We start from the raw sequence: 15,251 nt of genomic DNA on the forward strand, positions 1-15,251 counted from the left end.
ACGGGACGGCGTTCCGTCCCGTGGCCCTCGAGATGGCGGACCCTCGGCGGTCAGTTCGTACGTCGAACACAACGACGAATATGACGGCGAGGGCGTGCGTCGGTCAGCGCTGCGGGTCCTCCAGCACCGCCACGGTCCGGGCGGGCACGGTGACCGTGCCCGTGCGCGCGTCCCACCGGGTGCGCTTGACGACGGCGTCGCTCCCCGAGCGCTGCACGCCCGAGAGCCGGAAGTCCCGGCCGCGCAGCTCGGACAGCTCGAGCGTCACGGGCTCCGGCGACGCGTTGAACACCGTCAGCAGACCGTCGAGGCGACGGTCCGCGTCCCGACCCACGGTGTCGTCCACCGCCATCGCGACGACGCCGGGCGTCGCGTCCGGACCCGCGCCCGGGAACGACACCTTCTGCTCGATCGCCGCGGCGCTGCCGAGCCGGAGGAGCCGGGTCGACGAGCGCAGCTCGAGCAGCTCGCGCGCCGCCCCCGAGGCCGCCGCGATGTCCGACGGCGCGGGCTTGAGCGACGGGTCCGCCAGGAGCGGCGCCATCACCGGCCACGCGTCGGCGTTGTCCGCCGCCGGAGGCAGGCCGCGGCCGAAGCCGTTGTCCCGCCCCGACCAGTCGATCGCGTTGAACCAGTCGCCCGAGTCGTAGGAGTTGCGGTCCAGCGACTTCGAACGCAGCAGGTCCGTGCCCGCGTGCCAGAACGACGGGGTCTGGGCGAGCGCCGTCGTCGCGAGCGACACGGTGTTCATCCGGACCCGGTCCGCCATCGCGGTGTCCTGCGGCAGCTTCAGCGTCAGCAGGTCGAACAGGGTCTCGTTGTCGTGCGCGTCGACGTACGTGACGACCTCCTCCGGCGAGTCCGCGTACCCCGCGGGCGCGCCGCGGTAGTCGAGCTCCTCGCCCCGCGTCGTCTCGCCGGCGCCGTCGTCCGAGGCCCGGAACGCGAAGTCCCGCAGGTTGCCCGCGAGGCCGAGGCGCACCAGGTCGCTCTGGTGGCCGAGGTCCGCGCGCTCGTCGGCGGAGCCGTCGTTGACGCTGCCGGCGTCCCCCTCGCTGGCCTCGCGTCCGTTCGGGTCGGTGAACAGCCCCGTGCCGAAGCCCTGCGTGAACCGCGACGCGGCGTCCACCGGCGACCCGCCGTGCACGGCGTCGCGCAGCCGGTCGCTGAACGTGCCGATGCCGGTGCCGCCGAGCTGCCCTTGCGTGGCCTGCGTGAACAGGGCGTTGTCCGCGACCTCGCCGAAGTTCCAGCCCTCGCCGTACAGGTAGACGGCGGACCCGTCGACGCCGTCCTTGCGCGGCGTGAGGGCGTCGAGGGCCTCGCGCACGGCGAGCATGTTGTCCCTCGAGTGGTGGCCCATGAGGTCGAAACGGAAGCCGTCCACCTTGTAGTCGCGGGCCCACGTGACCACCGAGTCGACCATGAGCTTGCCCGCCATCGCGTGCTCGGTGGCCACGTTCTGGCAGCAGGTGCTGGTCTCGACCGCCCCCGTGGTCGGGTTCAGCCGCTGGTAGTAGCCCGGGACGACCCGGTCGAGCACGCTCTTCGCGTCCTGCCCGCTCGCCGCGGTGTGGTTGAACACCTGGTCGAGCACCACCTGCAGGCCCGCGTCGTGCAGCGAGCCCACCATCGTGCGGAACTCGGCCACGCGCGCGCCCCCCTCGGCGTCGACGGCGTACGAGCCCTCGGGGACCGAGAAGTGGAACGGGTCGTAGCCCCAGTTGAAGCCGTCGCTCGCGGCGGTGTCGGCCACCGCCGCCTGCTGCTCCTCGCCGTCGGGAGCGAACCCGGACAGGTCGCCCGTGGTCGCCTGGTCCGCGCGGTCCTCGGGGATCGTCGCGATGTCGAACGTCGGCAGCAGGTGCACCGTCGTCATGCCGGCGTCGGCCAGCTCGCGCAGGTGCGTCATGCCGTCCGAGCGCCGCTGCGCGAACGCGAGGTACGTGCCGCGCTCCTTCGCCGGCACCGTCTCGTCGGAGACGGAGAAGTCACGCACGTGCAGCTCGTAGATCGTCTGGTCCACGGCCCGCTCCACGACCGGCTGGCGGGTGGTGCGCCAGACCTTCGGCTGCCAGCGCTTGTCGTCCAGCCCCACGACCACGGAGTGCGTCGAGTCGAGGGTGAGGCCCACGGAGTACGGGTCGGTGACGACGTTCGTCTCGACCTTCCCGGTGCCCGGCACGTAGACCGTCACCGCGTACCGGTAGCGGGCGCCGTCCCACGCGAGCTTCTTCGCCGCCCGCTTGCCGTCGAGGGTCCACGAGCCGTCGCGCTCGCGGACGGCGTCGAACCGCTCGGGGTCCTCGCCCAGGTCACGGCCCGCGGGCCACACCAGCAGGTCCACGTCCCGCGCGGTCGGCGCCCACAGGGCGAACGACGCCCACCTGCCGCTCGGGTGCCGCTGAACGCCGAACGTACGCTTCGATGCCTGCTCGCTGTACAGGTCGTCGAGGACGCCGGGCACCTGCACGCCGGTCGCCGCCGACAGACCCTCGCCCGACGCCCGGGTCACCAGGAGCTGACCCGTCAGGAGCTTCTCGACGGCCGCGCGGCCCAGCGGCTTCCCGTCGTCGCCCACCGGGGCCAGCGCCGTGTGGCCGGCAAGCGCCGGGAAGTCGCGCGCGACGTCGTCGGGCACGTCCCCCGCGGGTGCCAGGTCGTAGGACGCGGCCCCCTCCGGGAGGTCTCCCCCGTCCGGCCCGCGGACCTGGCCGTCGGCGACGGCCAGGCCGCCCTCCGGCGCGGTCCACAGGGTCCAGTCGTCGCCGGAGCCGAGGTCGCCGGGCGCGAGCACCAGGCCCTGGCGGACCCAGTGCGCGGCCTGCTGCCCCGTGCCGGGCAGCGGCGGGTTCTCCACGCCGATCTCGAGCACGTGGGTGGCGAGGTCGTAGGAGAAGGCCACCGTCTCGCCCTCGCCCACGCTGAAGGAGTAGTTGGCGCCGTCGGGCTTACCGCCCACGCCGTAGTTCTCGGCCCAGCTCAGGCCGTGCGCCACCTTGGCCTCGTAGGCGCCGGCGGCGAGGTCGTCCGTCGACCACGTGTACGTGCCGTCGCCGTCGGGGTCCTTGAGCCACGACGCGAGGCAGTCGGGCGCCCACGATCCCGGGCACCCCACCTGGTCCTGGAACGACCCCGCCAGCGTGACGACCGGGCCCTGCGCGGTGGACGAGAAGTCGTGGCTCACCGGGTCCCAGTAGAACGTGACCTCGCCGCCCTCGTGCGAGTACGTCGCGTTGCCGCCGTCGCGCACTCCCCCGGCGCCGTAGTTGACGTCCCACGAGCCGTTCACGGCGACCTTGTACTCGTAGTCCCCCGCCGGCAGGTCGAACGTCCCGGCCCACACGCCGTCCGGGCGCTCGGTGAGGCGGGCGCCCTCGCAGTCCGGCGTCCAGTCGCCGGCGCAGCCCATCTCGCTGTTGTGGCTGCCCGGCACGGTCACCAGGTCGATCTCGGGTTCGGGCTCCTCGTCGCCGACCACGCCGGACACGTCGACGCCGACGGAGGCGAACGTCGAGGCGGCCGTCCGGTCGCCGTCGGCGTCCTGCGTCACGGCGCGGTACTCGACGAGGGTGCCCTCGGCCAGGCCCTTCGTGTCCTGGAAGACGCGCGGCGTCGTGTCCTCCGCCGTGCCGAGCGCGTGCCACTCGTCGGTGCCGACCTCGCGCCACGCGAAGGACGTCTCCGCCCAGGCGTCGTCGTCGACGTCGGCCGCCACGGCCGCGGTGCCCGAGACCGCCGCGCCCGCCGCGGGGACCGCGACCTCGAGCGTGCCGTCCGAGTCCGCGCCCACCGTGCGGTCCGCGCGCAGCACGACCGCCGACGTGGCGGGCACCTGCACCGTGACCTCGCCGGCGTCGTCCGCGGTGACGGGCTCGCCGCCGCCGTACAGGACGTCGTACGACGCCCCGGGCGTGAGCGTGGTGAAGGTGGCGCTCTTCGCCTGCGCCGCGTTGTTCACCGCGACCAGGTGCTCGACCTTCTCCTCGCGGTCGATCCGGCTGAACGCGTAGACCCCGGCCCCGTTCTCGGCGTACCGCTCGACCTGCGCGCCGGTGGCGAGCGCCGGGTGCGCCTCCCGCAGCGCGGCCAGGTCGGCGATGCGCGAGTAGAGGGGCGCGTCGGTGGCGTACCGGTCGGTGCTGCCCGCCGGCTCGCCGGTGACGAGCGGCTGGTCGGCGTACTCGTCGACCTGCGTGGCGAACAGCGTCTGGCGGGCGTCCTTGTCCCCGCCCGCGCCCGCGAAGCCCTGCTCGTCGCCGTAGTAGACGACCGGCTGACCCCGCGTGAGGTACATGAGGTCGTGCGCCAGCTCGTCGCGGGCCAAGGGCTCGTCGGTGCCCGCGAGCATGTATCCGACGCGGCCCATGTCGTGGTTGCCGAGGAAGGTGGGCAGGGCGGAGGCGGACCTCGTCGGGGTCGTGTACCGGTCGTCGCTCGCGAACAGGCTCGCCAGGCCGCGGGCGCTGTTGCCGCTCGCGTAGCTGGTCGCGGCCGCCTGGAAGGAGAAGTCGAGCACCGAGCTCATGTCCGTGTCGCGCACGTACGGCGACGTCTTGGCCGCGTCGGCGTCGTACACCTCGCCGAACATGAAGAAGTCGTCCTTGCCCTGCGCGTGCGCGTAGTCCATGACCTCGGCCGACCACGTCTCCCAGAACTCCGGGTTCACGTGCTTGACCGTGTCGATGCGGAAGCCGTCGATGCCGAGGTCGATCCAGTCGGAGTAGACGTCGACGAAGCCGTCCACGACGCGCGGGTCCTCGGTCATGAGGTCGTCGAGGCCGTCGAAGTCGCCGTACGTGACCGACTCGCCCGTCCACGTCGAGTTGCCCCGGTTGTGGTAGAGCGTCGGGTCGTTGAGCCAGGCCGGGACCTTGGCGTCGGCGTCCTCGTCCGCGACCACCGGCGTGTACGGGAACGACGTCGCGGCGTCCAGCTCCGGGAAGTCCGCGGAGCCCGCGACGTCCGCCGGGTCGAAGGCGTTCCCTGCGGCGTCGGTGTACGGCGACGTGGCCTGGTCGACGTACCCGTACTCGCCCTCGGCGTAGTCGATCACGTCGGCCGTGTGGTTGGTGATGATGTCGAAGTAGACCTTGATGCCCTTCGCGTGGGCCTCGTCGATCAGGGCGCGCAGCTCGTCGTTGGTGCCCAGGTGCGGGTCGATCCGCGTGAAGTCCGTGATCCAGTACCCGTGGTAGCCCGCGCTCGCGTCGTCGCCCGTGCCCTGCACCGGCCGGTTGAGGAACGACGGCGTGAGCCAGATGGCCGTGGTGCCCAGGCCCTCGACGTAGTCGAGCCGCTCGCGCAGTCCGGCGATGTCCCCGCCCTGGTAGAAGCCCTTGTCGGTCGGGTCGAAGCCGTGGTCGAGCCGGTCGCCGTCGATCCCGCCGGTGTCGTTCGACGTGTCGCCGTTCGCGAACCGGTCGGTCATGACGAAGTAGAACCGCTCGTCCGAGCCCGGCTGGCGCACCGGCGGCGCCACCAGGTCGGCGTCCGCCGCGTCGTCGTAGGCGCCCGCCAGCGTGAGCGGCGTGAGCGCGACGCGGTGCGTCGTGTCGTCGTAGGTGACCCGCACGCGCGCGTCGCCGCCGAGCACCAGGGGCGCATTCTCGTCGGTGCCCTCGCGGCCGTACGACTCGTCCCAGGCGCCGTCGAGCGCGACCTTGTACTCGTACGTGCCCGCCGGCAGGTCGACGTCGGCGCCGAACGTGCCGTCGCCGGCCGGCGCGAGCGCCGTCGCCGCGCAGGTCGGGTCCCAGTCCTCGGCGCAGCCGAGCTCGGTCTGGAGGCTCCCGACGAGGGTGGCGGTGCGGTCCGCCGCGCCCGCCGCGGGCGCCGACGTGAGGGCGAGCCCGCCGAGTCCGGCGGACAGCGCAGGGACGGTGAGCGCGACGGCGGTCAGCGATGCCGCCGCGCGACGGGTCGGGCGCCGTCGACCGGCGCGGGCCTGGGCAGCACGAGGCATGGGAGGACTCCTTCGTCGTCCGGGCGCGCGGGTCGCGACCCGCCGCGACTGTACCGTTGCTGCAATCTTGCAGCAAGACATCACGGAAGGTCTCCGAGCCCACGACCAGCGTCGTCGCCGGACCGCCCCGCCCGTGCCGTGCCGTGCCGTGCTGTGCCGGGCCGCGCCGGCGTGATCAGCCGGCGAGCAGCGCGCCCCGGGCGGCGCTCGCGAGCACGTCGGCCAGCTCCTCGACCCGCTCGGGGTCTGCCGGCAGCTGGGGCGTGGCCACGCGCAGCCAGGCGGGCCGGGGCGGGGCGACGAACGTGCGCGACGACGGCGTCAGGACGATCCCGCGGGCGCCCAGCTCCGCGAGGGCCTCGTCCTCGTTCTCGGCGCGCAGCCAGACGACGAGGCCGCCCGGCGGCACCGCGGTCGGCACGTCGTGACGGCCCAGAGCGGCCGCCAGGTCGGCGGCGCGCGCGGCGTACCAGCGGCCCGAGTCCGCGACCAGCTCCCCGACGCTCGGGGTGGTCAGCAGGTGCGCGAGCGCGTTCTGCAGGATGCGGCTCTGCGCGAGGATGCCGTGGCTGCGCAGGCGGCGGACCCCGAGCACGACGTCGCGGGCCCCGCCCACCACCGTGGTCCGCAGGTCGAGGCCGAACGCCCGGCAGAAGGAGGTCACGCGGACCACGCGGCCGGGCAGCAGCTCGCCGAGGCTGAGCGGGCGCACCGGGGCCAGCGGGCCGAGCACGTCCTCCTCCAGCACCCAGGCGTCGGGGGCGTGGGTGCGGATCACGTCGGCCAGCTCCGCGAGCCGCCGCGGGGTCACGCCGCCGGCGAGGGAGAACTCGCCCCCGGGCTGGTAGACGACCGTGCGCGCCCCCGCGACCAGCGCCCGTTCCAGCGCGTCGGGCAGCGGGCCGGACGCGTCGGACGCGACCCCCAGGACGTCGAACCCGACCGACCGGAGGTTGCCGATCGTCCCGGACACGGCCGGCTCCTGGACCGCGATCGCCCCGCCGGGGGGCGTGGCGGCCTCCGCGGTGAGCAGCGTGGCCTCGCCGGCGCCGCTCACCGTGACCCACTCGGCCGCCTCGAACGGCCAGTCCCCCCGCACCGCCTCCAGCAGGGCGGGCGAGATCGCCTCCCGCCGCAGCGAGTTCGTCTGCGGCTCGCGCAGGCTGTGCGCGAACGCCTCGAGCAGGTCGGGTAGGCGATCGGTGGTCGGGTGCGCGGAGGCGAGGTCCACCGACGACCAGCCGGCGAACTCCGGCGCCCGCCCGGCCCGGGGCCACCCCGGGGCCGCGACCGGGCCCACGACGAACGTGCCGCCCCGGCGCCGCGTGCGCACGAGGCCGCGGTCGACGAGCAGGGACCAGGTGCCCGCCACGGTGGAGCGCCCGAGGCCCGCGGCGGTGGCGAGCTCCTCGATCGTGGGCAGCCGGGTGCCGGGCGCGAGCACGCCCTCCTCGATCCAGTCGGTCAGCCGCTCCGCCAGCGCGGGGCCGGACAGCCCGCGCACCTCGGCGACGAGGTCGGCGGGCAGGCCCGGGGCGTCGGGTCCGGCGTCGGGTCCTGTGGTCGTCATCGCTCCTCGCCCGTCGTGGCCAGCGCACCCCGCGGCGACGGGGACGCTATTTCATCCAGATATATATCAGGTGGGGCACGGCTCGCTCGACCGCTGGCGCCCTCCCGCCCTGCTGGTCTCATCTGGCGGACGCTGACGGCACCGGGCTTGAGTCGATCGCCCTGCCATGGTTTAACGTCTCCCCGTGACCACGAATCTTCCATCACATATGTCGGTGATGGACACGGCCGACCGGATCCGCTCCGGCCGGGAGAGCGCGCGCTCGGTCGCCGAGCGCGCCCTCGCCCGCGCGGACGCCGTGGACCCGGCCGTGCGGTCGCTCGTGTGGCGCGACGACGCCGCGACCCTCGCGGCGGCCGATGCCGTCGACGGCGCGCGCGCCGCCGGCGCCCCGCTCCCCCCGTTCGCCGGCGTCCCGGTCACCGTGAAGGACACGTTCGCCGTCGCCGGCCAGCCCTGGACCCGCGGCTCCCTCGCCGTCGACGAGACCCCGGCCACGACCACCGACCTGCTGCCCGCCGCCGCGTTCGCCGCGGGCTTCGTCCAGGTCGGTCGGGCGGCCACCCCCGAGCTGGCCATGACGACGTCGTGCGAGAGCCCGCGCTCGGGCACCACCCACAACCCGTGGGACCTCGACCGGTCGCCCGGCGGGTCGAGCGGCGGGTCGGCCGCGGCCGTCGCCGCCGGCATCGTGCCCGCCGCCCTGGCGAGCGACGGGGGCGGGTCGCTGCGGATCCCCGCGGCGTTCTGCGGCGTCGTCGGCCTCAAGCCCGGCCGCGGGCTGCTGCCCCAGCGCGTGCAGGGCTGGGAGGGCGGCGCGACCGAGGGGGTCGTCACGCGCACGGTGCGCGACACCGCCGCCGTCGTCGGGCACCTCGCCGCCCCCGACCCGCTCGCCTGGACGCGCACCGCGACCGCCGCCCCGGACTACCTCGCCGACCTCGAGCGCGCGCCCGCGCCGCTCCGGGTCGGGGTGCTGACGCGCTCGTGGGACGCGCGGATCGCGGTGGACGCCGCGTGCGTCGCCGCGGCCGAGGACACCGCGGCGGTGCTGCGCGCCGCGGGCCACACCGTCGTCGGGCTGGGCGCGACCGACGAGGGCGCGGAGCTCATGGAGCTCTACCCCTCCGTCGTCATCCCCGCGTGGCTGCGGCAGGTCCCGCTCGACCGCCCCGAGCGTCTGCAGCCCTACATCCACCGCGTCATGGCGCAGGCGGACGCCCTCGGCGCCGCCGACTACGTCCGCGCTGCCGTGCGGGTCCGCGCGCTCGCCCGCGAGGTCACCGCGGACCTGTTCCGCGACGTCGACGTGGTGGTCACGCCCACCACCGCGACCCGCGTGCCGCGCGTCGGCGTCGTCCTGGACGAGCTGCGGCGGCACGCCCCGGCCCGCGACGCGGTCGTCTACGAGCGCACGCTCGCCTTCACCACCGTCCCCAGCATGATCGGCGTCCCCGCGCTCACCCTGCCCACCCACCTCGACGACGACGGCCTCCCGCTCGGCACCCAGCTCCTCGCCCCGCAGGGCGGGGAGGGTCTGCTGCTGCGCCTCGGCCACGTCCTGGAACGGCACCACGCCTGGGACCGACGCCTCCCGCCCCACCACGCCGGCGACCCTGCCGGCGCCGCACCCGAAGGAACGAGACTGCGATGACCCACCGCACCACGCGCCGGGCCGCCCGGCCCCTGACCCGCACGCTCGCCGTGACGACCGTGCTCGCGCTCACCGGCGGGCTGGCCGCGTGCTCGTCCGGCGACGGCGGGGGCGACGCCGCGTCGGGCGACCTGTCGGGCCGCACCCTCAAGGTCGCCGTCTACGCCGGCTCCTGGGGCGAGTCCTTCACCCAGGCGTTCGTCGACCCGTTCGAGGAGGAGACCGGCGCGACCGTCGAGCTGGTGCCCGGCGGGCCCGCGGACTGGCTCACGGCGCTGCGCTCGTCGAAGGGCGGCACCCCCGCCTACGACGTCGTCGCGTTCACGCCCAACGTCGTCCCGAGCGCCGTCTCGGCCGGGGTCGTCGCCCCGCTGGACACGGACCGCATCGCCGAGTTCGACCAGCTCAACACCGTGCTCGCCGAGCAGAGCGACGTCGACGGCACGCAGTACGGCGTCCCCCTGACGGTCGGCTCCACCGGCATCGCCTACCGCACCGACAAGGTCGACGAGGCGCCCACCGACTGGTCCGACCTGCTCGACCCGAAGTACTGCGGCCACGTCGCCGTCTCGCCGCTGACGTTCAACACGGGCATCGAGTTCGTCGCGGGCCTGATCAACGAGGCGGGCGGGTCCATCACCGACCCGGCCGACGTCGACGCCGCGTTCGAGCAGCTGCAGACGCTCAAGGACTGCGCGTCGGCGTTCCCCGCCGACGGCACGAGCGTCGAGACCGCGCTCGCGAACGGCGACGCGTGGATCGCCGCGCACTGGGACGGCCGGGCGTTCGTCCAGCAGAACGCGGGCGAGCCGATCGGCTTCGCCTACCCCGAGTCCGGCTCCGTCGGCGCGCTGACGTCGCTCTTCGTCACGGAGGGCACCGAGGAGGAGGAGCTCGCGTACACGTTCCTCGACTACGTGGCCTCGAGCGACTACCAGCCCGTGTTCTCCGAGGGCACCTGGTACGCCGCGTCCAACGACGAGAACACGTACACCGAGCAGTTCGACGAGCAGATCACCAGCGGGCCCGGCGCCTACGACGACTTCGTGTGGGTCGACTACGAGGCGATCACCCCGCAGCTGCCCGACCTGCAGGCGCGCTGGCAGGAGATCTTCGGCTGATGACGGCGACGACGACCCCGGCGTCCACGACGACGACGCAGGGACGGGTGGAGATCCGCGGGCTCAGCGTCGGCTACGGCGGCCCGCCGGTGCTCGAGCTGGACGAGCTGACGATCGAGGCGGGCGAGTTCGTGTCCGTCCTCGGCCCGTCGGGCTGCGGCAAGTCGACCCTGCTCGGCGTGCTCGCCGGGTTCGTCGCGCCGACCACCGGGACGGTCGCGATCGACGGGGACGACGTCACGCACGTCGCCCCGAACCGCCGCGAGACAGGGCTGGTGTTCCAGAGCTACGCCCTGTTCCCGCACATGACGGTGCGGCGCAACCTCGAGTACGGGCTGCGCACGCGGCGCGTGCCGCGCGACGAGCGGGCCGCCCGCGTGGCCGACGCGCTGCGGCTCGTCGACCTCGAGGAGTTCGCGGGCCGCTACCCGCAGCAGCTCTCGGGCGGGCAGCAGCAGCGCGTGGCGATCGCGCGGGCGCTGGTCACGCGGCCGCGCGTGCTCCTGCTCGACGAGCCGCTGTCGAACCTCGACGCCAAGCTGCGCCGCCAGATGCGGCACGAGCTGCGCGAGCTGCAGCGCGAGGTGGGCACGACGACCGTCTTCGTCACGCACGACCAGGCGGAGGCGCTCGCGCTGTCCGACCGCGTCGCGCTGCTCGCGCACGGCGGTCTCGAGCAGCTCGGCACCCCGGAGGAGCTGTACCGCGCCCCGCGCACCCGCTTCGCGGCGGACTTCGTGGGGGCCGCCAACCTGCTGGCGGTGCGCGACGCCGACGGCGGCCGCACGGTGCTCGGCCGGCCGGCGCCCGACGACGCCGGCGCCACGGTCGCGCTGCGCCCCGAGCACGTGCGGCTCGTGGAGCCGGGCGGCGACGCCGCGCCGGCCACCGTGCTGTCGGTCGGGTTCGCCGGCGAGCGGTACGAGTACCGCCTGCGCACCGCGGACGGCACCGACCTGCTCGCCAGCCCCGCGGGCGCGTCGCGGCGGTTCGCCGAGGACGAGGCCGTGGGGGTCACCTGGTCGGACGACGCCCTGCTGCCGCTCGGGGCGGCTTGACGTGACGCTCGCCGCCCCCGCCCCCGCCGCGTCGGCCGCGCCGCCCCGCGCGGCCGGGACCCGCCGTACCCGCCGCCCGCGCGACCTGCGCGGCCACGTCGCCGCGATCGTGCCCACCCTGTTCGTGGTGGTCGCCTTCCTGGTGCCGCTCGCCGGCCTGCTCGTGCTGAGCCTGCGCCCGACGGACGCGATGAACAACGTGCTGCCCGGCATCACCGGCGCGCAGTACGCCGAGGTCTTCTCCACGCCCTACCTGTGGGGCTCGGTCGTGGAGAGCCTGTGGCTCGCGGTCCGGGTGTGCGCCGCCTGCCTGATCCTGGCGTTCCCCGTCGCCTGGTACCTCGCGCGCTCGACGTCGCCCGTCGGCAAGAGCCTCGTCTTCGTCGTCACCCTCTCCCCGCTGCTCACGAGCGAGGTCGTGCGGTCCTTCGGCTGGCGGGTCGTCATGGCCGGCGAGGGGCCGGTGAACGTGCTGCTCCAGTCGCTCGGCCTGATCGACGAGTCGCTGCCGCTGCTGCGCTCGCCGTGGACGGTGTTCCTCGCCGTCGTGCACGTGCTGCTGCCGTTCGCCGTGCTCGCGCTGTCCGCCTCGCTCGGCGCGATCGACCCCCGCCTGCTGCAGGCGTCCGCCGACCTCGGCGCGTCGGGGCTGCGCACGTTCCGGTCCGTCGTGCTGCCGCTGGCCACGCCGGGCGTCGTGGCGGCCACCGTCATCGTGTTCTCGCTGAGCATGGGCGTGTACGTCACGCCGCTCATGGTGGGCGGGGCGAACCAGTCGCTCGCCGGCCTGCGCATCCAGACGGAGGCGATGGTGGCGTTCGACCAGCCCCGCGCCGCCGCGCTCAGCTTCGTGCTGCTCGCGGTGACGCTCGTCGTCTGCGGGCTCGTCGGCCTCCTCGGCCGCCTCGCCGAGAGGGGTCGTCGTGGCTGACCGTCGCCTCCCCCGCGCCGTCGGCCGCGGCGCCCGCGCCCGCCGCGCGCTGAGCCTCGTGCCCGTCGTCCTCGTCTGCGCGTTCCTGCTGCTCCCGCTCGCCGTCGTGGCGCTGAGCTCGTTCAACGCCGAGAACAACTTCCGGTTCCCGCCGTCCGGGTTCTCGCTGCGCTGGTACGGCGAGGTGTTCGGCTCCCCGCAGTGGCTCGACTCGCTCAGCTACTCGCTGACCCTGGTGCTCCTGGTCGTGCCGGTGGTGGTGATCCTCGGCACCCTCGGCGGCTACGCCGTCGGAGCGGGCACGTTCCCCGGACGGCGCGCTCTCGGCCTGCTGTTCCTGTCGCCGATGGCGGTGCCCGGCGTGATGGTCGGGCTCGCGCTGCTCTACCAGCTCCAGCGCACCGGGACGGTGGGCTCGGCCACCGGCCTGTGGCTGGCGCACCTCGTCGTGACGTTCCCGTTCTGCGTGCGCGTCGTCGCGGTGAGCGCCGCGGCGCTCGACCCCGCGCTGCCGCGCGCCGCGCGCTCCCTCGGCGCGTCGCCGCTGCGCACGTTCCTCACGGTCACCGTCCCGCTGCTGCGGCCGGGCATCGTGGCCGGGGCGTTCCTCGGCGCGGTCATCTCGCTCGGCGAGGTCGCGGTGTCCGTGCTCGTCGCGGGCGCCGGCGAGGCCACCGTCCCCGTCCGCATCTACTCCGCGGTGCAGGTCCAGCTCGAGCCGACGGTCGCCGCCGTCTCGACGCTGCTGCTGCTCGTGAGCGTGGTGACCATCGCCGTGCTCGACCGCACCGTCCACGTCTCGAGGTTCCTGTAGACCATGGCAGCACCCGCAGCCCCCCGCCGGTGGCGCATCGGCATCGACGTCGGCGGCACCTTCACCGACCTGGTCGCCGTCCCCGGCGACGGCTCCTCCTGGTCGCTCGCCGACGCGATCACGCACAAGGTGCCGAGCACGCCCCACGACCCGTCGGAGGGGGTCGAGACCGGGCTCGCGCAGCTCCTGGAGCGGGGGATCGACGTCGCGGACGTCGCGTCCGTCGCGCACGGCACGACCATCGGGCTCAACGCGATCCTGCAGGGCCGGGTCGCCCGCGCCGCCCTGGTGACCAGCCGCGGCCACCGGGACGTGCTGCAGATCGCCCGCGCCCGCATGCCGCGGTCGTTCGACCTGCACGCGACGCCCGCCGCGCCGATCGTGCCGCGCGAGCACGTGCTGGAGACCGACCACCGCTTCGCGTCCGACGGCGACGCGGTGGGCGCCGGCGTCGATCCCGCGGAGCTCGACCGCCTCGTGGCCCGGCTCCGCGCGCTGGCGCCCGAGGTGGTCGCCGTGAGCCTCCTCGGCGGTTATGCGGCCCGCGAGGCGGAGCAGGAGCTCGCGGACCGGCTCGCGCGGGCCCTCGACGTGCCCGTGACGTCGGCGGCCGCGGTATGGCCGGAGGCCGGCGAGTACGAGCGCACCACCCTCGCCCTGCTCGACGCCCAGATCACGCCGCTCATGACGGGCTACTTCACCGCCCTGCGCGAGCGCCTGGCGCGGCTGCGCGTCGACGCCCGCGTGTACATCACCACCTCCAACGGCGGGTCCGTGTCCATCGACTCCGCGATCCGGCGGCCCGTGCAGACCGTGCTGTCCGGCCCGGCCGGCGGCGTGTCCGCCGCCGCCACCGCGTGGCCCGGCACCGACATGGTGACGCTCGACATGGGCGGCACCAGCAGCGACATCGGCGTGCTGCGCGGCGGGCGGCCCGTCCTCACGACGACCGCCACCGTGGGCCCGCACCCGCTCATGACGCCCGTGGTCGAGGTGTCGGCCATCGGCGCCGGCGGCGGCTCCGTGGTCTGGGACGACCGCTCCGGGTCCCGCTCCGTCCTGCGCGTCGGCCCGACGAGCGTGGGCGCCGTCCCCGGCCCGGCGGCGTACGACGCGGGGGGCACCGAGCCCGCGCTCACCGACGCGTACGTGCACGCCGGGATCATCGACCCGGCGACGTTCCTGGGCGGCACCTTCCCGCTGCGCGGCGACCTCGCCACGGCGGCGCTGGCGCGCGTGGCCGAGCACGACGGCACGGACGACGGCACGGACGTCGGCACGCCGGACGCGCGGGCCGACGGGGCGGCCGACGCCGCGTTCCGCGTCGCGTCCGCGGGCATGGCGGCGCGGCTGCGCACCGTGCTCGCCGCGCACGGCGAGGTCCCGGAGCGCTACACCTTCGTCGCGTTCGGCGGCGCGGGCGGCACCCACGCCGCGCTGCTCGCCGACGAGGTCGGTGTCTCGCGCGTGCTGGTCCCGGCCGCCGCGGGCACGTTCTGCGCGCTCGGCGCCGCCATCGCGCCGGTCCGCCGCGACGTGGCCCGCACCGTGCGCACCGTCGTCGCCGAGGCCACCCTCGACGACCTCACCGCGGCGTGCGCGGAGCTCGAGGCCGAGGTCCTCGGCTGGCTGCGCACGCAGGACGTCGACGCCGTCGGCACCGTGACCCTGAGCGCGGACCTGCGCTACGCCGGCCAGCCGACGACGCTCGAGGTCGAGCTCGCCGCGCGGTCCACGACCGACGCCGCGACCGCTCCCCTGCGGCTCGCCGCCGACGTCGGGCTGCGGCGGTTCGCCGAGCAGCACGAGCGGGTGCACGGCTTCGTCGACGCCGCCGCGACCGTGCGCGCCGAGACGGTCCGGGCGAGCGTCACCGTGCACCCGGGCGAGGTGCGGACCGGCCGGGGCGGCTCCGGTTTCGTCAAGACCGGCGCGCGGGACGTCCGGTACGACGCGGTGCCCCGCCCCGCGGGCGTGTGGGCCCTCGCCGCCGACGGCGGCGAGGCGTCCGTCGCCGGCCCCGCGGTGGTCGAGAAGGCGGACACGACCGTGCTGGTCCCCGCGGGCTGGACGGCGACGACCGACGACGGCGGGAACCTGCACCTCGTGCGGGACCGCTCCGAGCAGGAGGACTGACC

The 15,251-nt window shown here is 75.0% G+C and carries 8 protein-coding genes; 6 read left to right on the forward strand and 2 right to left on the reverse strand.

What is annotated here, in order from left to right:
• Positions 1 to 103: 103 nt before the first annotated feature.
• Positions 104 to 5,965: a pullulanase-type alpha-1,6-glucosidase gene (gene pulA / locus ACFQ8E_RS21115; RefSeq protein ID WP_430552528.1), complete on the reverse strand. Its 5,862-nt coding sequence runs from the start codon at positions 5,963 to 5,965 to the stop codon at positions 104 to 106.
• A gap of 175 nt (positions 5,966 to 6,140) precedes the next feature.
• Entirely contained in the window at positions 6,141 to 7,535 is a 1,395-nt protein-coding gene (locus ACFQ8E_RS21120) for an aminotransferase class I/II-fold pyridoxal phosphate-dependent enzyme (RefSeq protein ID WP_430552529.1), read from the reverse strand.
• A 184-nt stretch (positions 7,536 to 7,719) separates the two neighbouring features.
• Here ACFQ8E_RS21120 and ACFQ8E_RS21125 point away from each other — a divergent pair, with 184 nt between their 5' ends.
• From ACFQ8E_RS21125 to ACFQ8E_RS21150, 6 genes are read left to right on the forward strand one after another with little or no spacing between them, the layout of a single operon-like run.
• Positions 7,720 to 9,189, forward strand: coding sequence for an amidase (locus tag ACFQ8E_RS21125; protein ID WP_430552530.1), 1,470 nt, complete (start codon positions 7,720 to 7,722; stop codon positions 9,187 to 9,189).
• Positions 9,186 to 10,310, forward strand: coding sequence for a PotD/PotF family extracellular solute-binding protein (locus tag ACFQ8E_RS21130; protein ID WP_430552531.1), 1,125 nt, complete (start codon positions 9,186 to 9,188; stop codon positions 10,308 to 10,310). The genes ACFQ8E_RS21125 and ACFQ8E_RS21130 overlap by 4 nt, the downstream gene beginning before the upstream one ends.
• Positions 10,310 to 11,368, forward strand: a complete 1,059-nt coding sequence (locus ACFQ8E_RS21135; RefSeq protein ID WP_430552532.1) for an ABC transporter ATP-binding protein — start codon at positions 10,310 to 10,312, stop codon at positions 11,366 to 11,368. Before ACFQ8E_RS21130 ends, ACFQ8E_RS21135 begins: the two co-directional genes overlap by 1 nt.
• Before the next feature lies 1 nt (position 11,369).
• Positions 11,370 to 12,299, forward strand: coding sequence for an ABC transporter permease (locus ACFQ8E_RS21140; protein WP_430552533.1), 930 nt, complete (start codon positions 11,370 to 11,372; stop codon positions 12,297 to 12,299).
• Entirely contained in the window at positions 12,292 to 13,113 is an 822-nt protein-coding gene (locus ACFQ8E_RS21145) for an ABC transporter permease (protein ID WP_430552534.1), read from the forward strand. Before ACFQ8E_RS21140 ends, ACFQ8E_RS21145 begins: the two co-directional genes overlap by 8 nt.
• 3 nt (positions 13,114 to 13,116) lie before the next feature.
• A complete protein-coding gene (locus tag ACFQ8E_RS21150) occupies positions 13,117 to 15,249 on the forward strand; it encodes a hydantoinase/oxoprolinase family protein (protein ID WP_430552535.1) in 2,133 nt (710 codons plus the stop codon).
• Positions 15,250 to 15,251: the final 2 nt, after the last annotated feature.

Origin of the sequence: Isoptericola sp. NPDC056573, from assembly GCF_042793335.1 — a bacterium.
Classification (GTDB): Bacteria; Actinomycetota; Actinomycetes; order Actinomycetales; family Cellulomonadaceae; genus Isoptericola.